10 protein-coding genes are annotated in these 20,044 nt (G+C 65.4%); 4 read left to right on the top strand and 6 right to left on the bottom strand.

The genetic code is table 11. From position 1 onward, the window contains the following. The first annotated feature begins 52 nt into the window (after positions 1 to 52). Positions 53 to 1,078 (top strand): homoserine O-acetyltransferase MetX, encoded by a 1,026-nt coding sequence (metX, locus tag LJ738_RS15185; protein ID WP_227787245.1) that lies wholly within the window; start codon positions 53 to 55, stop codon positions 1,076 to 1,078. A gap of 179 nt (positions 1,079 to 1,257) precedes the next feature. On the opposite strand, the gene LJ738_RS15190 is transcribed toward metX, so the two are convergent. Next, entirely contained in the window at positions 1,258 to 2,493 is a 1,236-nt protein-coding gene (locus tag LJ738_RS15190) for an alpha/beta hydrolase (RefSeq protein ID WP_227787246.1), read from the bottom strand. A 136-nt stretch (positions 2,494 to 2,629) separates the two neighbouring features. Then, entirely contained in the window at positions 2,630 to 5,587 is a 2,958-nt protein-coding gene (locus tag LJ738_RS15195) for a DUF8693 domain-containing protein (protein WP_227787247.1), read from the bottom strand. A 174-nt stretch (positions 5,588 to 5,761) separates the two neighbouring features. Here LJ738_RS15195 and LJ738_RS15200 point away from each other — a divergent pair, with 174 nt between their 5' ends. Next, a complete protein-coding gene (locus LJ738_RS15200) occupies positions 5,762 to 6,676 on the top strand; it encodes a S66 peptidase family protein (protein ID WP_227787248.1) in 915 nt (304 codons plus the stop codon). On the opposite strand, the gene LJ738_RS15205 is transcribed toward LJ738_RS15200, so the two are convergent. From LJ738_RS15205 to LJ738_RS15220, 4 genes are all read right to left on the bottom strand, one after another. Next, on the bottom strand, positions 6,673 to 8,037 hold the full coding sequence (locus tag LJ738_RS15205) for an alpha/beta fold hydrolase (RefSeq protein WP_227787249.1): 1,365 nt from the start codon (positions 8,035 to 8,037) through the stop codon (positions 6,673 to 6,675). The genes LJ738_RS15200 and LJ738_RS15205 overlap by 4 nt on opposite strands. 103 nt (positions 8,038 to 8,140) lie before the next feature. Then, entirely contained in the window at positions 8,141 to 9,169 is a 1,029-nt protein-coding gene (locus LJ738_RS15210; RefSeq protein ID WP_227787250.1) for a M28 family peptidase, read from the bottom strand. A gap of 117 nt (positions 9,170 to 9,286) precedes the next feature. Further along, positions 9,287 to 10,771, bottom strand: a complete 1,485-nt coding sequence (cysS, locus tag LJ738_RS15215) for a cysteine--tRNA ligase (protein WP_227787251.1) — start codon at positions 10,769 to 10,771, stop codon at positions 9,287 to 9,289. A gap of 64 nt (positions 10,772 to 10,835) precedes the next feature. After that, a complete protein-coding gene (locus LJ738_RS15220) occupies positions 10,836 to 12,023 on the bottom strand; it encodes an endonuclease/exonuclease/phosphatase family protein (protein ID WP_227787252.1) in 1,188 nt (395 codons plus the stop codon). A 290-nt stretch (positions 12,024 to 12,313) separates the two neighbouring features. Here LJ738_RS15220 and LJ738_RS15225 point away from each other — a divergent pair, with 290 nt between their 5' ends. After that, a complete protein-coding gene (locus tag LJ738_RS15225; RefSeq protein ID WP_227787253.1) occupies positions 12,314 to 15,820 on the top strand; it encodes a DUF7948 domain-containing protein in 3,507 nt (1,168 codons plus the stop codon). Positions 15,821 to 15,965: 145 nt separating this feature from the next. After that, positions 15,966 to 20,030, top strand: a complete 4,065-nt coding sequence (locus tag LJ738_RS15230) for a DUF7948 domain-containing protein (RefSeq protein WP_227787254.1) — start codon at positions 15,966 to 15,968, stop codon at positions 20,028 to 20,030. The last annotated feature ends 14 nt before the right edge of the window (positions 20,031 to 20,044 follow it).

Here is a 20,044-nt window from a genome sequence, read left to right on the forward strand (position 1 = left end):
ACCTAACCGCACCCGCCGATAACTGACAACAAGCAACTGGCAACTACCACCCATGAAAGACTATATTTTTAACCTGCCCGACCTGCTGCTGGAAAGCGGGGAAACCCTTTCCGGCGCGCACGTGGCCTACCGCACCTGGGGCCAGCTCAACTCCGACCGCGACAACGTGGTGTGGGTGTGCCACGCCCTCACGGCCAATGCCGACGTGCTGAGCTGGTGGCCGGGCCTGGTGGGGCCAGGCTGCTACTTCGACCCGGCCGACTGGTTTATTGTGTGCGCCAACGTGTTGGGTTCCTGCTACGGCAGCACCAGCCCACTCGATGCGGACCCGGCCACGGGCCAGCCCCGCTACCAGCACTTCCCGCGGCTTTCCATCCGCGACCTCGTGGCGGCGCACGAAGCGCTGCGCCAGGAATTGGGCCTGGAGGACATTCACACGATAATTGGGGGCTCGCTGGGTGGGCAGCAGGCATTGGAATGGGCAGTGCAGCGGCCGGATTTGTTCGACCACCTGGTGGTCATTGCCACCAACGCCCGCCATTCGGCCTGGGGCATTGCCTTCAACGAGGCGCAACGCCTGGCCATTGAGGCCGACCCGACTTACGCCGCCGGCCAGCCTGGCGGGGGCGACGACGGCCTGCGCGCTGCCCGGGCCATTGCCCTGCTCAGCTACCGCAGCTACTCGGCCTACGTCGACTCCCAAACCGACCCCGAAGACCACCTGCTGCGCGAGCACCGCGCCAGCACCTACCAGCGCTACCAGGGCGACAAGCTAGTGGCTCGTTTCGACGCCTACAGCTACGTGGCCCTGAGCCGAGCCATGGACACCCACAACCTGGGCCGCGGCCGGGGCGGGGTGCCGGCGGCCTTGCGCCGCGTGGGCGCCCGCACGCTGGTGCTGGGCATTACTTCCGACGTGCTTTTTCCGCTCAGCGAGCAGCGGGAGCTGGCCAATCACATTCCCGGCGCCATGTACGCCGAGCTGGATTCGCGCTACGGGCACGACGGCTTTTTACTCGAAACCGCTGCCATCACCCACTTTCTGGAGCTTTTCTACGCGCCCACGTTTGCGCATTGATGCGGTGAAATAGGTAGGGGCAGGGCTTGCCCCTGCCCGACCGTTCACGTTGATGCACGCGGCGCTGTCGTAGCTGGAGCTGCCAGTTGAGCTGGGTCAGGCTTGAACTCATTCGCGAAAAAAAGCAAAGGCCCCATTCGTACGAATGGGGCCTTTGCTTTTTCATTTCAGCAGCAGGGCTACTGGAATTCTATACGAACCGGTAGCTGCCCGGGAAACTTCAGCCAATACATGCCCACTTTTAGGGAGCCGCGCAGCACGGTTAGGTCCCGCCCGCTGGGGCTGAGGGTGCGCACTGCCCGCCCGGTGGCATCCAGCAAGTGGGCTTCGGCCAGCAGTGGCCAAGACTCGGGCAGTAGCACCCGCACGGCGTCTTCGGCCGGAAGCGGGTAGGCTTGTGCCACTGGTAATGCTTTAGCACTACCCGGTTTCATGGCGGTAATGACGGTGCCGGCCTGGCCCAGGCTGGGCCGCAGGAAATCGCGGATGGTGCGGAACGTGGTATCGGCGTAAGCGGCGTTGTTCTCGAAGGGAATGTGGCCAGCACCCCGCAACGTCCGCAGCGTGTTGCGGATGCCTACGGCCGTGGCCCGGGGATGCAGCCGGCCGCTGCCGTACACATACTTGGGTGGAAATACCGAGCCCACCCGGCCCTGAAAATACGGCACGGTGGCATCGGCGGTGCCATGGACGCTGCAAAGCGGCGCGTTCCCTGGCTCAATTAAGCTGGGGTTTTCGGTGGCACCGCTCAGGTTGAGCACGGCCAGCACGGCACTGCTGTAGCCAGGGTTGCCACTGGCCCCCTCGATGCCACCCAGGCCGGCGAGGTCTACATACGCCGGTACTTCGCTGGCCTTATCTAAGTAGCCCACTGCCAGCGCCGCAAAAGCCCCGGCCGACGAGCCGCCCACCGTAATGTAGTTGGGCTGAACGTGGTAGAGATTGGTGGTAGCGGCGTCTTTGCGGAAGAAGCGCACGGCCGCACGCAGGTCCTGCATGCCCCGAATAGCAGCCTTGGCCACTTGCGGCGTGTCGGCCGGCACGTTAAGGCCGGTGAACGGGAAGCCCAGCCGGTAGTCGATGCTAGCCGTGACGTAGCCTAACTTGGCAAACTGGGTGCACACGGCCACCATGTAAGGATCGGTGCGCGAGCCCAAGACAAAGCCGCCCTGGTGAGCGAAGATGATGACCGGCCGCTGGGGCGTTGCGTCGCCGGTGGGCTGGTAAATGTCCATCAGCAGTGTTTGGGTGGTGCCGGCGAAGGTCACGGCCGAGCCGTACGCCACGCCGGAAGCCACCGTCACGTTTGGGAAAATCGGCCGGTAGTAGCGGCCGCCCGTGGTATCAATCTGGGCCGAAGCGGTTTGCAGTCCCGCCAGCAGCAAAGCCGCGAAGAGTAGAAAAGCTGATTTCATAACATACAGTCTAAGACAGCAAAAGAATAAAATCAACCGGCCCACCCGGACGCCTCATCAACCCAGGATTTCACAAGCCCCAGGCCGGCCGGTATTATCAATAGTAATACCGGCCAGCAAGGCATTGGGTTTCCGCTTATTGCACCACCACGCGGCGCACCAGCGGGGTGCCCGCCACACGCAGATGCAGCTGGTACACGCCCGGCGCTAGCCCCAGCACGTTCACCTCGGCGTTGAGCAGCTGGCCGGTGGGCGCCGCCAACGACTGACTGCGTACGGTTTGGCCCAGGCCATTGGTGAGCCAAGCGGCCACCACCGGCACCCCGGCCGGCAGCGGAAGCTGCACCCGGAAGCTACCCGAAGCCGGGTTGGGGTACACCTGCAATTGGGCCGCCAGGGCTTGGGCTGCCGTGGTGGCCGTCACGTTGGCGGCGCGCAGCTCCAGCGCAAACCGGTTGGGCGCCGAGAGGCTGGCCAGCGTGAAGCGGTACTGGGTGCCAGCCGCCAGCGGGGTGCGGGTGCCGGTGAGGGCATCGGTCAGGGTGAGGGCGGTGCCGGGAGTGAAATTGACCAGGTCCTCGGCGGCCAGCACGTACGTGCCCGTGTGGGGAGCGGTGAGCGCCAGCGGCACCACGGTCGCGGCCGTGAGCAGGGGCAGCCCGTTGATGGCCAGTTCGTGGCCGGCCGCTACGGAGGCCAGGTTCAGGCCACTGGGGTTGGGCAGCTTGTCGGCATCGTAGGCGAGGTCGGGGCCGGCGGTCGCGCCGGCTTCGAGGTAGAGGTAGGTTTCGTCAAGGGAGCCGGGCGTGGCCGCATCGGCTAGGGTCAGGCGCAGGCGCGGCCGGGTATCGGCGGTGCTGCGCTGCAGCGTGGCGGCGTTGGCCCCCGCAAAGTCCGTGATTCGGGCGCGCAGGTTGAAAGTAACCGTGACGGGGGCCGTGGCGAGGGAGCGCACAAAGAAGCCCTGGCCCAGCGGCACCGTGCTACCGACACCGCCCATGCCGTTGAGGTACGTGCGGTACCGGCCCTCGTATTGCTTGGTGCTCACGAAAATGTACATGGCCGAGCTCATGCCCGCTGGCACCGTTACGTTGTCCCAGTTCAGGGCCGAGGCAAATGGGTTGCCGAGCAGGTGCCAGCCGGCATCGGGCGAAACCGCCGCGGCGAGGCTCACGGGAATGTCTTCGTTGTTGCGGCTGAGCGGCCCGGTGAAGGCCAGCGTCTGGTTGGCCTTCAGGTTGACGGCGTAGCCCTGGCCCCGCACCAGCGGCGCGGGGGCGTTGTTAAAATCAAGCGGCACAAACCAGCCCTTGTCGAATGCCGAGTAGCTCGTGGCGGGAGACGTCGCCACCCGGCCCTGCTCGTAATCGAACAGGTTGGGGAAGGGCACCACCAGGTCGGGACGGGTGCTGGTGTTGTAGGCCGGCGTGAGCACCGGCGTGAACGAGGCCGTGGCCAGGTCTACGGTCTTCACGTTATCGACCGGAGTGGCCAGGTGCCGGTAGCCCAGGCCTGGATTCACCGCAGGGTCTATATAGCGCTGCACGGTGAGTGCGCTGGTGAGGGTGCCGGGGCCGGGTGTGGACAGGGCCGTGCCGGCGGGGCCCGACAGCAAGGTGAGCGCGCGGGTGCTGTTGTTCAGGGTGCCGCTGGTGGGCAGCAGCCGCTGGCTGATGCTCAGGGCGTTGGTCAGGGTCACCGAGTTGGCGGCTGGCAAGGCTATTTCCAGCTCGCGCACCTGGGCGGGTAGGCCGGAGCCGGTTACCTGGTCGGTGGTGCCTTCGTAGGCATAGCCGGCACCGGAGCTGAAAATCCGGGTGCCGGTGTTACGGATGGCGCCCGTGGCCCCACTGGCCGCAATGCCCTCGGGACTGCAGATGCGCAGCGTGGCGCCGGCCTGCAGCTCAAAGCTGCCGGGGCCGTCTACTACGAAGCAATTGGTTTTCAGCGAGCCCGGCGTCTGGCCGGTCTGGCTTTTCACCACCAGCGTGCCGTACACCGTGATGTTGCCCAGCAGCACGGCCTGGCTGCTGTTGATGGTAATATCCTGGTAAGAGCCCCCGGCTACGTTGGTGGGCGTGCTGATGACCAGGCTGGGATACGACGGCGCCGTGACCGGAACCAGGAGCGGCCGCAGGAACTCGCGCATGTCGCGATACGCGGTATCGGCATAGGCCAGGCCCGCAGCGGTGGTGCTCTCAAAGGGCACGTGGCCCGCACCGCGCAGGGTGCGCAGGCGGTTGGGCACGCCCACCGTAGTAGCGTAGGGGTTGAGCCGGCCGCTGCCAAACACATACTTGGGCGGCAGCAGCGAGCCCACCGTGCCCTGCAAGTAGGGCACGGTGGCATCGGCGGTGCCGTGCATGCTGTACAATGGAGCATTGCCGAACTCAATGAGGCTGGGCCGCTCGGTGGCGCCGCTCAGGTTGAGCACAGCCAGCACCGCGCTGCTGTAGCCGGGGTTGCCACTGCTTCCTTCAATGCCACCCAGACCGGCGAGGTCCACGTAAGCGGGCACCTCGCTGTCTTTGTCTAAGTACCCAACTTCGAGGGCCGCAAACGCCCCCGCCGATGAACCCCCAACCGCGATACGGCTTGGGCTGACCCGATAGGTATTCGTAGTAACGGCATCCTTGCGGAAAAAGCGCACCGCCGCGCGCAGGTCCTGCATGCCCCGGATGGCGGCTTTGGCTACCTGCGGGGTATCGGCCGGAGCTCGCAAGCCCGTCAGCGCGAAGCCCAGCCGATAGTCGATGCTGGCCGTGATGTAGCCCAACTTGGCAAACTGGGTGCACACCTTCACCATGTAGGCATCGGTGCGCGAGCCCGTGACAAAACCGCCCTGGTGAGCGAAGATGATGACCGGCCGCTCGGCAACAATATCGCCGGTGGGCTGGTAAATGTCCATCAGCAGCGTTTGAGTAGTGCCGGCGAAGGTGACGGCCGAGCCGTACGCCACGCCGGAAGTCACCGTCACGTTTGGGAAAATCGGCCGGTAGTAACGGCCGCCGGTGGTGTCGATGGGCGTTTGGGCCGAAGCCGTGTGCCAAACGCTGAGCAAGAGCAACAACGCGAAAAGTAAAGTAGACTTCATAGAATCAGGAAAAGGGTGCCGATGGTAAAAGCTGTGCCGTGTGCTTGACGCAGAACCAGCCCCCGAGGTTGGCTCCTTGCTTCCCCAAACTTAACCGACAACACCCGCATATAGCACCACGGTAGCATAGCCGCCAAGTCCTGCGTTATTTGCGGTCGTTTTTTTCCGTTTTCTATGTCGGCATTATTTCCTCCCGCTTTGCAGCGTGGCCAGCGCGTGGCCATCGTCAGCCCCGCCCGTAAAATCAGCGCCGCCGAGCTGGCCCCCGCCATCGCCACCCTGGAAAGCTGGGGCCTGGAAGTGGTGCTGGGCGACAGCATTGCCGGCGAGCACCACCAGTTTGCCGGAAACGACGACCTGCGCCGCCGCGACTTCCAGCAGCAGCTCAACGACCCCAGCATTCGGGCCATTCTGTGCGCCCGCGGTGGCTACGGCACCGCCCGCATCGTCGACGGGCTAGACTTTTCGCGCTTCGCCCAGCAGCCCAAGTGGATAGCTGGCTTCTCCGACATCACCGTGCTCAACGGCCACCTGCTGCGCCTGGGCTACGCCAGCATCCACGGCGTGATGCCGGTGCTCTTTCACCAGGAAGGCGGCGAGCGGGCCCTCGAGAGCCTGCGCCGCGCCCTGTTTGGCGAACCGGCCCTGCCCATTGGCGCGCCCTGGCACGAGCTCAACCGGCCCGGCACGGCCACCGGGGAGCTAGTGGGCGGCAACCTAAGCCTGCTGCACACCGTCACGGGCACGGCCTCGCAAGCCAGCTTCGAAGGGCGCATTCTGTTCCTAGAAGACCTCGATGAGTACCTCTACCACATCGACCGCATGATGCTGCACCTGCACCGCAGCGGGCAGCTGGCCGGGCTGGCCGGCTTGGTGGTGGGCCACTTCTCAGATATGCGCGACAATGCCGTTCCCTTCGGCACCACGGCCGTGGAAATCATCGATTCCTACGCCCGGCACTACAATTTCCCGGTGGGCTACGGCTTTCCCATTGGCCACGAGCCCACCAACGACGCCGTGGTCGTCGGCCAGGTCATGCGCCTGGATGTGACGGACGCCGGCAGCACCCTCGAGCCCGAGCGGGCCTAGTTCGCGGGCCGAGTGGCTGGCTGCTCGGCTTGGCCCTGCAGAAACTTCAGTACCGCGGCGTTGAATACCTCCGGGTTCTCGCGCGGGGCGTAGTGCGTGAGGCCGGGCAAAATCTGCACCTGCCCGTGGGGCAGGCTGGCGGCAATGAGCCGCGTGTGGGCATCCTGAATGAGGTCGTGCTCGCCCGCCAGCACCAGCGTGGGCGCCGCAATACTGGCCAGGTCTGCGGCCTTCATGTGGGGGTAGTCGAGCAGGAGCACCATCAGCGGCCGCACCTGGCGCGCCTGCTTGTTAATGGGCCAGAGCAGCGTGGTCATCCGCTTACCCTGGTGCACTTCCTTGAGCGTGGCGGGCGTCACGGCCAGGGTATCGGCCCAAAGGTTTGCGCCCATGGTCACCAGCTTTTTCACTTGCTGCGGGTGGTGCTGGGCCAGGCTCAGGCCGGTGTTGCCGCCGTCGCTCCAGCCCACCACGTGGGCCGCGGGAATGTGCAGGGCCGTGAGCAGCGCGCTCATATCTTCAGCAAAAAGGTCATAGCTCAACGTCTGGCCATTGGTAGTCGACTGGCCCTGGGCGCGGGTATCCACGGCAATGACTTGGTAATGCTTGGCCAGCTCCGGAATTTGGCCATTGAAGGCACTGATGGACTGTCCGTTGCCGTGCAGCAGCAACAGTGGCTCGCCGCTGCCATAGGTTTCGTAGTACACCTTGATGCCGTTGACGGCCACGGTATGCCCGGCGGGGGCATTCTTGCCGTACTGCACCACGTTTTTACCGGTTATTTCCAGGTAGCGGTTGCCTGGGCTGCCGGCGTCTTCGGTCACGGTGCGGTAGCTAAAGCCAGGCACCAGCGTAATGGGCCGCCAACCGTTGGGGAAGCCGCTGACACTGTCGGCTGCGGCTACGTTGAAGTCGCCGTTGACCAGCGGCAGCGGCTGCCAGCGGCCTTTGGCCGTTTCTACTTCCACCGTAAAATCGTCGAAGCCAAACGCGCCGTTCAGGTACACTTGCCCGCACAGCGTGAGCGAGCCCGCGGTGCCGGGCAGCTTGCCGTGGCTCGTGTAGGTGCGCCAGCGGCCGTCGCGGTGCCGGGTACGCATCCGGCCAAACTCAGTGCCGCTGCTCTTCACGTATTTTTTGTGGGTATCCAACACCACCGCGAAGACGTTGGCATTGCTGCTGTCGCCGGCCAGCGCCGCTACTTTCACCCGGGCGCTCACGCGGTAGGGCCGGCCGGCGTAAGGCCGCACGTCTACCTGCTGCCGAAAGAAAAAAGTTGGGCTGACGACGGTCTTGAGCTGGGCCTGCGCCAGCGAAGAAAAACTGATTGCCAGTAAACCGAGCAGGTAGATAAGGCGCATGCCGCAGAAAAAAGAGTGCGTAAAAACAGTAGAGGCGGCGGGTGCCCGGAACGTTGCAATTCCGGGTACCCGCCGCCTCAAATCTCACTTAGAATCGGAAGCCTTAGTCGATGTACAGCGACTGCACCATGGTCTGGCCCACGGCCTTCAGGGTTTTGCGGTCGATGATGCTCATGTTGTCGGTGGTGGCGTGGTGGTAGGCCGGGAAGTAGTCGTCGCCGTAGGGAGGATGGTCGTAGATGTCCAGGGTCGGGATGCCGGCCTTGTTGGTGTACACGTGGTCGTCGGTGATGCCGCCGGTGTCCTGGAAGCGGAAGTAATCGGAGTAGCCCAGGCGGGCGGCGGTATTCCAGATTTTGTCGAGGGCGGTGCGGGCGTTGGTGCGGGAGGTTTCCTCGCGGGTGAAGCTGCCGCCTTTGGCGCCCACCATGTCGAGCAACACGCCGTATTCGGCCTTGTAGTTGGCGGGCAGCAAGTGGGTAGACCAGTATTGCGAGCCCAGGCACCAGGAGTCGGTGCTGCTGCCTTCGAGTTGGTTTTTCAGCTTGGCCTGGGTGCCGTCGTCGTGGCCCCAGTCTTCGGCGTCGAAGAGGATGAAGTCGACGCCCACGTTGGGGGCCAGGCTATCGGGCTGCTGGCTGAGCACGCGGGCTATTTCCAGGGCCACGGCCACGGCGCTGGCGCCGTCGGAGGCACCGTCCATGGGGGCGTTTTTGTGGGTCTTGTCGGCATCGGCAAAGGGGCGAGTATCCCAGTGGCCGAAGATGGCCACGCGGCGGGCAGCCTGGGGCTGGTACTGGGCGATGATGTTGCGGCCGTGGATGTTGGTGCCGTCGAAGGTCATGGCTTCGAAGGGCTGCTGCATCACCTTCAGGCCGTAGCTCTTGAACTTGGCCACCAGCCAGTCGCCGCAGGCAATGTGGGCCTTGGAGTTGGGCACGCGCGGCCCAAACGCCACCTGCTTGGCCGTGAACGCATAAGCCGAGTCGGCATTGAAGACGGGGGCCTTGGGCAGCTTGGCTTCGGCAGGAGCGGTGGCCTCGGAGGTTTCGGCCGCTTTTTTGTCCGGGCAGCCGGTGAGCAACAGCAGGCCGGCCAAGGCGGCCAGGGGAAGGCGAAGTTTATGAAGCATTAAAAGTGTCATCCTGAGCTTGCGAAGGACCTTATCACGCCTGCGCTACAATAGCTTACTAAATCTGACGAAAGCAGCCGTGATAAGATGCTTCCTGCGTCAGCATGACAAAATTCCTTATTCTTCGCTGTAGGCCCACTCCACCCCGGCTTTGGTGTCTTTGATGACGATGCCCTGCCCTTTGAGCGCGGCCCGAATCAAATCTACTTTGTCGTAGGCCTTGTCGGCTTTGGCTTCGGAATAAAAGCTGAGGGTGAGCTCCAGCAGTTGCTCGGCGTTGGCCCGCGGCTCGTCCTGCAAGCCCAGAATGTCAACAACCAGGGTGCGGTAAGCGGCCACCGCCTCGGCTAGCACCGGGCCCGACACCTCGGCCATCGCGGCCGGTGTGGTGGCCAGAGTATTGAACTTGCGCAACAGGTTGAACAGGCTCGCAATGGTGCGGGCCGTGTTCAGGTCGTCTTCGAGGCCCGTGAACAGGTCGGCCATGAGCTTGCGCAGGTCGGCGTCGCCGGGCAGTTCGGCCCCGTCGCTGCTGGGCACCAGCTTCTCTATCAGGCGCAGGCCGTTCATCAGCTTGCGGTAGCCCTTGCGGGCGGCCTGCAGGGCGTCGTCGCTCACGTCGACGGGCGAGCGGTAGTGGGCCTGCAGCAGGAAGAAACGCACCACCATGGGCGAGTAGCCCTGCACCAGCGGCCCGGCCGGCCCTTTGAACATCTCGCCCAGCAACACGAAGTTGCCCAGGCTCTTGCTCATCTTGGTGCCGTTCACGGTAATCATGTTGTTGTGCATCCACACCCGCGACTCGTCGGTGTGGGTGTGGCTGGCCTGGCACTGCGCGATTTCGCACTCGTGGTGCGGAAACATGAGGTCGAGCCCGCCGCCGTGAATGTCGGACAGGTCGCCGAGGTACTTACGGCTCATGGCCGAGCACTCGAGGTGCCAGCCGGGGAAGCCTTCGCCCCAGGGCGACGGCCAGCGCATGATGTGCTCGGGCGCGGCCTTTTTCCAGAGGGCAAAGTCCAGGGGGCTGCGCTTTTCGTCCTGGCCGGCCAGGGTGTCGCGGGTGCCGCCCAGCTGGTCCTCGATGCTGCGGTTCGAGAGCTTGCCGTAGCGGTGGGCCTCGTTGTACTTGGGCACGTCGAAGTATACCGAGCCGTTGACTTCGTAACCGAAGCCGTTGGCCACGATTTCCTCAATCAGCCCAATTTGCTCGGTGATGTGGCCGCTGGCCTGGGGCTCAATATCGGGCGGCAAGCAGCCCAGGGCCAGCATGTTCTGCCGGTAGCGGTTGGCGAAGTGCTGGGCCACCTGCATGGGCTCGATGCGGGCCGCGCGGGCGGCTTTTTCCATCTTGTCTTCGCCGGTGTCGGCGTCGCTTTCGAGGTGGCCCACGTCGGTGATGTTGCGCACGTAGCGCACCTGGTAGCCCAGGTAGCGCAGGTAGCGCGTGAGCACATCAAACACCACCGGGCCGCGGGCGTTGCCCAGGTGGGCTTCGCTGTATACGGTGGGGCCGCACAGGTACACGCCCACCTGGGGCGCGTGCACGGGCTGGAATTCTTCTTTCTTGCGGGTAAGCGTGTTATAAAGCGAGAGCGGCATGGAGCAAAGGTAGCGGGCGGGAAAACGATAAGTCCCTTCTCAAACGGGGAGGAACACTTCTGGTTCAGCGACGCAGCTCGTAGAGGCCTTCCACCGGAAAATGGTCGCTCCACGTGATTTCGCGGTGCACCTGGCAGCCCAGCACTTCCCACTGCGGGCTGGCAAACTGCTGGTCGATGCGCAGGCCGGGCAGCTTGCCATTGTAGGTAGCCCCGATGCCGTTGCCCACGGTGGCCCAGGCATTCTGGAGGTGGTCGGCCAGCTGGTCGTAGGGGTAGGAATAGGGCAGGTCGTTGAGGTCGCCGGTCAGCAGCACGGGGTAGGGCGAGCGGGCCACGTGGGCCAGCACGGTATCTATCTGGGCCCCGCGCGCTTTGGCCCCGTTACGGAAGCGCCGCAGCAGGTTGGGGGCTTTCTGGCGCAGGCCGGTGCGGCTTTCGGTGGCGGCCACGATGTCGGTTTCGGCCATGCTCATGCTTTGCAGGTGCAGGTTGAACACGCGAATGGTATCGGGCCGGCCCCGGCCGGTGCGGTTGGCGGGCCGGGCCAGGTCGGCCCACATGGCGTGGTTTTGCGAGAGCCGGCCGAAAGGAATGGTGCCCCGCCGCACAATGGGAAAGCGCGAGAAAATGGCCAGCCCAAACTCGGCGCCGATGCCGTTGGTGAGCGTGACGGAGATGAAGGAGTGGCGGCCGCTGCCGCGCCCCAGCTGGTCGTCGGTTTGGAAGATGTTCTTGTCGTCGCGGGAGCCGTGGGGCTCGTTGTAGTACTCCTGCAGGCAAAGCACATCGGCTGGGCTCTGGGCCAGCCAGCGGATGAAATCTTTGGACGAGGCATTGTTGGCGTCGCGCAGCTGCGAGTACACGTTGAAAATGCGCACGTTGGACGAGAGCAGCAGCACATTGCCCGCAGAACGCCGCGTCAGAAAAGACGTGTGCAAGGTTTTCCCACCGGTGAGCTGCACCTGCTTGGCTTGCACCGCATCGGCCAGATGGGTGGGGTGCAGTGGCAGGCCGCGCTGCACGTGGGGCCAGGTAAGCCCCAGGGCTAAAATGGGCAGCACCGCCACGCGCCAGTTGCGCCGCAGCCAGTACAGCGCCAGCAGGGCAGTGAGGACCAGAGCAATGGGCGTCGTGAGGGCTCCAAACACCACGGGCCAGAACGCGCTGGCGGGCACCTGCTCGCAGGCAATGGCCAGCAACAGCCAGCCCAGGGTGAGCAACGTAATTTTAAAGGCAAAAGAGCGGCGCACGGCACGAGCAACAGGGGCCGCAAAGGTAGCGGCCGAGGTTGAAGGCCGCAGCCGGCTAAAAGTTTATTTATCTTTCAAACCCCGAGCCCAATCTGGCTTTAAATGCAATAAGCTCTACTTGAAATGATACCCGGGCCCAGGCCTGCATGAAATTTGCACGGCCGCCGCTCGGGCCGCTGGGCATCTTCACATTTTGCGCCGGCTGCTCACAATTTCCACTTCCCCTCTTTCCTGCCTTCCGCGCTTATATGGCTCCACTTTTCCGCGCTGTCTACCAACGTCTTCTGGTCTTGCTTTTACTACTGGCATTGCAGCCGGCGCAGGCGGCACCGGCCCGCCCCGCTTCGGTGGAGCCGGCCGCGGCCAGCCTCGAGTTTATTCAGAACAAAGGGCAGTGGGACCGCCGCGTGCGGTACGAGGCCGCGTTGCCGGCCGGCCGGCTCTTTGTGCAGGCCGATGCCCTCACCTACGCTTTTGTAGACGCGGCCCTGATGAGCAACCACCACGGCGGCGGGGGCACGGCCAACAAAACGGCCGCCAGCTCAAGTGGAGCCAGCTCCAGCTTTGCGGCCCACGCCTACACCGTGCATTTTGAGAAGGCCAGTTCCCGCGTTCGCCTCACGGCTGAGACGCCCACGGCCGGGGAGCGCAACTACTTTGTGGGCAGCGACGAGCGGCGGTGGGCCCGCCACGTGGGCGCGTTCCGGCGCCTGCACTACGCCAGCCTGTGGCCCGGCATCGGCCTGACGCTGTACGAAAACACCGGCCAGCACCTGGAGTACGACGTGGAGCTGGCCCCCCACGCCAACCCTGCCCAAGTGGCCCTGCGCTACGAAGGCGCCACCTCCCTGACCCTGGACGCGGCTGGCAACCTGCTGGTGCGCACCACGGTGGGCAGCACCACCGAGCTTGCGCCGAAAGCCTGGCAAACCACGGCGGCGGGCGTGTGCCAGCCCGTGGCCTGCCGCTACGTGCTGGCGGGCAGCACCGTACGGTTTGCGCTGGGCGCCTATGACAAATCCCGGGCCCTGACCATTGACCCCACCGTGCTGTTTGCCACCCTAACCGGCTCAACGGCCGACAACTGGGGCTTCACGGCGACTTACGACAACGCCGGCAACCTGTACTCGGGCGGCATTGTGTTCGACAACTACGGCGGCACTTTCCCGGCCACGCCGGGCGCCTACCGCACCAGCTTCAGCAGTGCGATGGACATGGCCCTCATCAAGTACAACACCACGGCGACCGGCCCGGCGGCGCGAGTGTGGGCCACCTACCTGGGCGGCAACAGCGCCGACTTCCCACACAGCTTGGTGGTGAACACCCAGAACGAGCTGGTGATTATGGGCAGTACGTCGTCGACCAACTTCCCCACCACGGCCGGGGCCCACCAACGGCTCTTTTACAGAGGCACGCCGCTTGACCCCTTCCGGGCCGGGCGGACGCCGTATGACATGCCCAACGGCTCGGACATCGTGGTGAGCCGCCTCAGCGCCGACGGCAGCGCGCTGCTAGCCAGCACTTATATCGGCGGAAATGGCAACGACGGGGTATTAGCGGACGGCGCGCTGGCCGCCAACTACGGCGACACCTTTCGCGGGGATGTAGTGCTCGATGGGGCGGGCAACATCTACATTGCTTCCACCACAAACTCGCGCGATGTCTTTCTGGGGAGCCAGGGAAATCCGCTAGACAGATTTTTGGCACAAGGTCCTGGCTATAATGTTCTTGTGTGCAAACTCACACCGTCGCTTTTTATGCAGTGGGGCGGTATTTTCGGGGGGAGTGGGGCCGATGCCGCCTACTCGGTGCAGCTTGATGGCCAAGGGCGCGTGTACGTGTGCGGCGGCACTACCTCGACCAACTTTCCGGCCACGGCCGGGGCCTACCGCAGCAGCCCGCTGGGGGGCATCGCCGATGGGTTTGCAGCCCGCATCAGCGCCGATGGCCGCACGGTGGAGCGCGCCACGTACATCGGCACGAGTGGCTACGACCAGGCCTATTTTCTGCAGCTCGACGCGGCCGGCAACGCCTACCTGCTGGGGCAAACGCTGGGGCAGTTTCCCATCACGACCGGCCTGTACGGCACGGCCGGCGGCCCGCAGTTTATTCAAAAGCTCAACCCCGACCTCACGGCCAGCCTTTACAGCACGGCCTTTGGCAGCCGCGGCGGGGCGGGCAACGGGCCCAACCTGGTGCCCACCGCCTTTCTGGTGGACGACTGCGAGCGGGTGTACATCAGCGGCTGGGGCGGTGTGGACAACGGCGACTACCTCGGCGGCACCACCAGCGGCCTGCCCGTCACGTCCACTGCCGTACAGCCCACTACCGACGGCTCGGACTTTTACCTGGCTCAATTTGGGGCGGGCATGACCAAGCTCGACTACGCCACCTTCTTTGGGCAGCTGGGCGGCCCGCCCGACCACGTGGACGGCGGCACGTCGCGGTTTGACAAGCGCGGCATTGTGTACCAGGCCATGTGCGCCAGCTGCGGCGGGGGGCCGGTGGGCTTTCCGGTGCCGCCGGGCGCGGGCAGCTACACCGCCCGCAACGGCAGCGCGCGCTGCAACAACGGCGCTTTCAAAATGAACTTTGAGGTGATACAGGCCGACCCCGGCCCCCGGCGCTACGTGTGCGTGAACGACGGGGCCGTGACGCTGGGCGGCAGCCCAGCGGGCGGCGTGTGGAGCGGGCCGGGTGTGCAGGCCATTCCGGGCGGGGGCTACCGCTTTGTGCCCACAGCCGTGGGGCCGGGGCAGTACGTCATCAGCTACACGGTGGCTTCTACGGGCACCTGCCTCAGCACCAAGGCCGTGCGCTACCTGGTGGCGCCGGCCATTGTGCCCACGCTGGCCCCAGTGCCGCCGCAGTGCATTACGCAGCCGGCGGTGGCCCTTACGGCCACGCCGGCCGGCGGCACGTTGAGCGGACCAGGGGTGGCAGGCGGGCGCTTCGACCCGGCCGCGGCCGGCGTGGGCACCCACACCATTTCGTATGCCGTCTCCGACTCGTTGGGCTGCGGCGTCATCAGCCAGCAGGTGACGGTGAGCCGGCCGCCCACCGTGACACCCGGGCGCGACACCACGCTCTGCGCCGACCTGCGCCAGCCGTTTCAGCTGCGGGGCCAGTCGCCGGCGGGCGGCACCTGGACGGGCAATGGCGTGACGGCCAGCGGCTTTTTCACCCCGCCCAACACCAACAACCGCGGCGGCATTTTCCCGCTCACCTACACCGTGGCGCAGGGCCCGTGCCAGGTCAGTGCCACCCGCACCGTGGTGCTCACGCCCACCTCGACCCAAAACGTGGGCCTAAACCTGCCGGTGTGCGCCGCGGCGCCCCAGTACGCAGGCCTCGCGCCCTTCGACCTCCCGCTCACGCCCGTGCTGCTGGCACCCAACGCTATTTACCGCTGGGACTTTGGCGATGGCAGCCCCACCAGCACGGAGGCTACGCCCACCCACCGCTACCTGAAAGGCGGCAGCTACCACATCACGCTCACTGCGCGCTACGGCAACTGCCAGGTGCTCACGGGATTTTCGCCGGTGGAAGTCGGCGAGGTGTTCGTTCCCAACATCATCACGCCCAACGGCGACGAGAAAAACCAGACTTTCCGGCCCCTGTTCACCTGCCGCCCGGCCTCGCTGGAAGTGTACTCGCGTTGGGGCCAGCGGGTGTACCAGACCGACGAGTACCACAACAGCTGGGACGCCTCCGGCCTGCCCGATGGCATCTACTACTACCTGCTGCGCGACGCCGACGACCGCAGGGTGAAAGGCTGGGTGGAAGTGCGCCGCTAATACCGGCCGCTGAAACCCCGCGAAAATTTCAGCTCAATTCCAGCAGGCTACCTCTTTTTATCTCAAGCCCGAAAAATGGTGCGCGACCCGCCATTTTTCGGGCTTTACCTTTATGGTTCTGCTCTATCTCTATTCATCGATTTGAATGAAACTACCGCTACTTTTTAAGGCAGCTTCCCTTCTACCCTTCCTGGCCATTGCCAGCTTAGCTCAAGCCAGCGAGCACCCCCACCCGGCCGAAAGCAGCCTGGAATTTATTGAAAACAAAGGCCAGTGGGATGCGCACGTGCGGTACGCCGCGCCTCTGCCCGGCGGCCGGCTGTTTGCCGAAGCCGATGGCTTGACATTTTCCTTGCTGGCCAACGGCGGCCCGGCTCAACTGGGGCACGACGGCCCCAGCACCGCGACTGAGGGCCCGGTGCGCGGCCACGCCCTGACGCTGCATTTTGAGGGTGCCGCCCCGGCCTCCCTCACCGCCGCAACCCCCACGGCCGAACACCGCAACTACCTGCTCGGCAACGACGCCCGCCGCTGGGTCCGCGACGTGCGCGGCTTTCGGGAGCTGCACTACGCCGGCCTGTGGCCCGGCGTGAGTGCCCGCGTGTACGAAAGTGCCGACCAGCACCTGGAATACGATTTTGAGCTGGCGCCCCGGGCCAACCCGGCGGCCATTGCCCTGCGGCACGACGGCGCCGACGGGCTGGCGCTGGACCCCACCGGCAACCTGCTGGTGCGCACCAGCGTGGGCACCATGACCGAGCGGGCCCCGCAGGCCTGGCAAACCGACGCCGCCGGCCGCCGCAAGTCGGTGGCCTGCCGCTACGTGCTGGCGGGCAAGCTGGTGCGCTTTGCCCTGGGCACCTACGACCCCGCCCGCCCGCTGACCATCGACCCAGTAGTGGTGTTTGCATCCTACACCGGCTCTACGGCCAATAACTGGGGCTTTACGGCCACTTACGACGACGATGGCAACATGTACTCGGGCGGTATCGCCTTCAGTGAGGGCTACCCCACCAGCCCCGGGGCCTTCCAGACCACGTTTGCGGCGTTGATTGACATTGCCATCATCAAGTACAACACCAGCGCGACGGGCCCGGCGGCTCGGGTGTGGGCCACCTACCTGGGCGGCAACGGCGCCGACTTTCCGCACAGCCTCGTGGTGAACAATCAGGGCGAGCTGCTGGTGTTGGGCTCGTCGGGTTCCAGTGATTATCCGACTTCGGCCACTGCCCTGCAGCAGCGCTTTGCTGGGGGCACGCCGTCGTCGCCCTTCGGCTCGGGCCCGCCTTTTAATTCGCCCACCGGCTCTGACCTGGTGATTACGCGCCTGAATGCCAGCGGCTCCGGGCTGGTGGCTTCCACATACCTGGGCGGCAGTAAGAACGACGGCCTGCTGCCGCTGGACATTTTCCTGTCGCCTTCCGGAAGCACGCTGCAGCTGGCCCACAACTACGGTGACGCGTTTCGGGGCGACATTCAGGTGGACGCCGCCGACAACGTGTACATCGCCTCGCACACCATGTCGGAGGACTTCCCGCTGGGCACGGGCTTCGGCCGCACCTACCGCGGTGGCTCTTCCGATGGGGTGGCGTGCAAGCTCACGCCCACGCTTTCTAGCCTAGCCTGGGGCGGGTTTCTGGGCGGCTCGGGTGCCGACGCGGCGTATTCCATTCAAATTGAGCCAACCAGCGGCGACGTGTACGTGGCCGGCGGCACCATCAGCCCTGACTTCCCGGTGACGAGCGGAGCCTACCGCACCACCCGGCCCGGCAACGTGGACGGCTTTGCGGCCCGCATTGCGGCCAATGGCGCTAGTGTACTGCGCGCCACCTACGTGGGCACCAACGCGTACGACCAAGCCTACTTCCTGCAATTGGGCACCGACGGCGGGGTGTACCTGCTGGGCCAGACGCTGGGGGCATTTACCCTCACGCCCGGTCTGTTCAGCACCACCAACGGCACGCTTTTCATTCAAAAGCTGGACGCCAACCTGGGCCAAAGCCTGCTATCCACCGCCTTCGGCAGCACCGACCCCGCCAACGCGGGCAAGGTGAGCGTTGACCCCACGGCGTTTCTGGTGGACCGCTGCGACCGGGTGTACGTGTGCGGCTGGGGCGGCTCATCTAACCGCAGCGGCCCGGACACCTACCTGGGAAGCAACGGCAGCACCACGCGCCTGCCCACCACCGCCGACGCCGCCCAGCTCACCACCGACGGCTCGGACTTTTACCTGGCTCAATTTGCGGCCGGCCTCACGGGGCTGACCTACGGCACGTACTACGGCAGCAGCACCGGCGCTGGCGAGCACGTGGACGGCGGCACGTCGCGCTTCGACCCGCGCGGCATTGTGTACCAGGCCGTTTGCTCGTGTTTTGCGCGCACGGGCTTCCCCATTCCGGCGGGCGCCCACACCTACTCCACCACCAATAACAGCGGCACTGGCCAGAGCTCGCTCTGTAATAACGCCTCCTTTGTATTCAACTTCCAGCCCGGCACGGCCAACGCCGGCGCCGACCAGGAAGTGTGCGCCACGGCGGGCCCGCAGCCGCTGGTGGGCACGCCGGCCGGCGGCATCTGGGCGGGGCCGGGTGTAAGCGGCAGCTTGGCCACAGGCTTTGTGTTTACGCCTTCGGTGGCCCTCGTCGGGGTGCAAACCCTGACGTACACCTACATCAGCACCGGCCTGTGCACTACTACCGATGCACGGCGCGTGGCCGTGGGCCAGCCGCCGGCGGCTGTGGTTATCTCGCCGCTGCTGCAGGCGGCTTACTGCCGGCCAGGGCCCGGCTTGCCCCCGCTACCGCTGGTGCCGTTGTCGGCCACCCCGGCGGGCGGCACCTTTAGCGGCCCCGGCGTGAGCGGCAGCCTAGCTACGGGCTTCGTGTTCTCGCCCAACCAGAGCACCGGCACTGTGCAAATAGTGTACACGCTGAACGCCGATGGCTGCGTGGTGCAAGGCTCGCGAGACGTCACCATCGGGAACGGCGTGAGCGCCGGCGCCGACCAGACGCTGTGCGCCGAGGCCGGCGCGCAGGCGCTGGTGGGCAGCCCGGCCGGTGGCACTTGGTCGGGCCCGGGCGTGAGCGGCAGCCTGGCCACGGGCTTTGTATTTACGCCGTCGGCGGCGCTGGTGGGCCCGCAAACCCTCACCTACACCGCCACCAGCACCGGTACTTGCAGCAATACGGCCACCCGCCTCGTGACGGTCACGGCACTTCCAGTGCTCAATTTTGCGCCCTTGCCCCAGCCGGCTTACTGCTTGCCCGTGGCCGGCGCCCCGGCCCTACCCGCAGTGCCCTTGGTGGCCATGCCGGCGGGCGGCACCTTCAGCGGCCCCGGCGTGAGCGGAAGTGCTGCCACGGGCTACTTTTTCTCGCCCACTCTCAGCGCCGGCACCTATCAACTGGTGTACACCCTGAGTTCCAACGGCTGCGTGCTGCAGGCCAGCCAACCGGTGACTTTGACCAGCCCGTTTACCGCCACCGTGGCCGCCGATACCGTGCTGTGTCCGGGCAGCACCCGGCCCTTTGCGCTGCGTGGCAGTCCGGCGGGCGGCACTTTCACCAGCCCGGGCGTGAGCGGCAGCGCGGCTTCGGGGTTTGTGTTTACGCCGTCGGCCAACTTTTCGGGCTCGGTGAGTTTGACCTACGCCGTAACCCGCGGCGGCTGCACGGCTACGGCCACGCGTCGGGTATCAGTGGCAGTACCGCCTACTTTGCTGGCCTCCTGGCAGCCCGTGGCGTGCCCCGAAACCCGGCTAGCGCCACTCACACTACGCTTCGCGGTGGCTAGTTCCAGCGGCTCGGCGGCCCCGTCGGTGGTGTGGGATTTTGGCGATGGCAGCAAGTCCACCGAAGTCAGCCCCACGCACACGTACGCCACCCCCGGCCTGTATCAGCCGCGCGTGCTGGTGCGCTACAACCAGGACCGTTGCGACATCACGGCCACGGCCCCGCCGGTGGAGGTGAAGGAGCGCAACATCCCCAACATCATCACGCCCAACGGCGACGCCCAAAACCAAACCTTCAAAATTGGGCCCGACTGCGTGCCGCGCCTACAGGTGTTTTCGCGCTGGGGCCAAAACGTGTTCGAGTCCGCGAATTACCACGACGAATGGGACGCCCAGGGCCAGCCGGCCGGCGTGTACTACTATCTGCTAACGTATCCCGACGGCCACCGCCTGAAAGGCTGGGTGGAAGTAGTGCGGTAAGCGGCGCGGCGCTT

Origin of the sequence: Hymenobacter plasmatis (genome assembly GCF_020711255.1) — a bacterium.
In the GTDB taxonomy this organism is placed as follows: domain Bacteria; phylum Bacteroidota; class Bacteroidia; order Cytophagales; family Hymenobacteraceae; genus Hymenobacter.

Bases quoted from the DNA above. Each gene is read 5' to 3' on its own strand.
- metX (WP_227787245.1), top strand. From the start codon at position 53: ATGAAAGACTATATTTTTAACCTGCCCGACCTGCTGCTGGAAAGCGGG.
- LJ738_RS15190 (WP_227787246.1), bottom strand. From the start codon at position 2,493: ATGAAATCAGCTTTTCTACTCTTCGCGGCTTTGCTGCTGGCGGGACTG.
- LJ738_RS15195 (WP_227787247.1), bottom strand. From the start codon at position 5,587: ATGAAGTCTACTTTACTTTTCGCGTTGTTGCTCTTGCTCAGCGTTTGG.
- LJ738_RS15200 (WP_227787248.1), top strand. From the start codon at position 5,762: ATGTCGGCATTATTTCCTCCCGCTTTGCAGCGTGGCCAGCGCGTGGCC.
- LJ738_RS15205 (WP_227787249.1), bottom strand. From the start codon at position 8,037: ATGCGCCTTATCTACCTGCTCGGTTTACTGGCAATCAGTTTTTCTTCG.
- LJ738_RS15210 (WP_227787250.1), bottom strand. From the start codon at position 9,169: ATGCTTCATAAACTTCGCCTTCCCCTGGCCGCCTTGGCCGGCCTGCTG.
- cysS (WP_227787251.1), bottom strand. From the start codon at position 10,771: ATGCCGCTCTCGCTTTATAACACGCTTACCCGCAAGAAAGAAGAATTC.
- LJ738_RS15230 (WP_227787254.1), top strand. From the start codon at position 15,966: ATGAAACTACCGCTACTTTTTAAGGCAGCTTCCCTTCTACCCTTCCTG.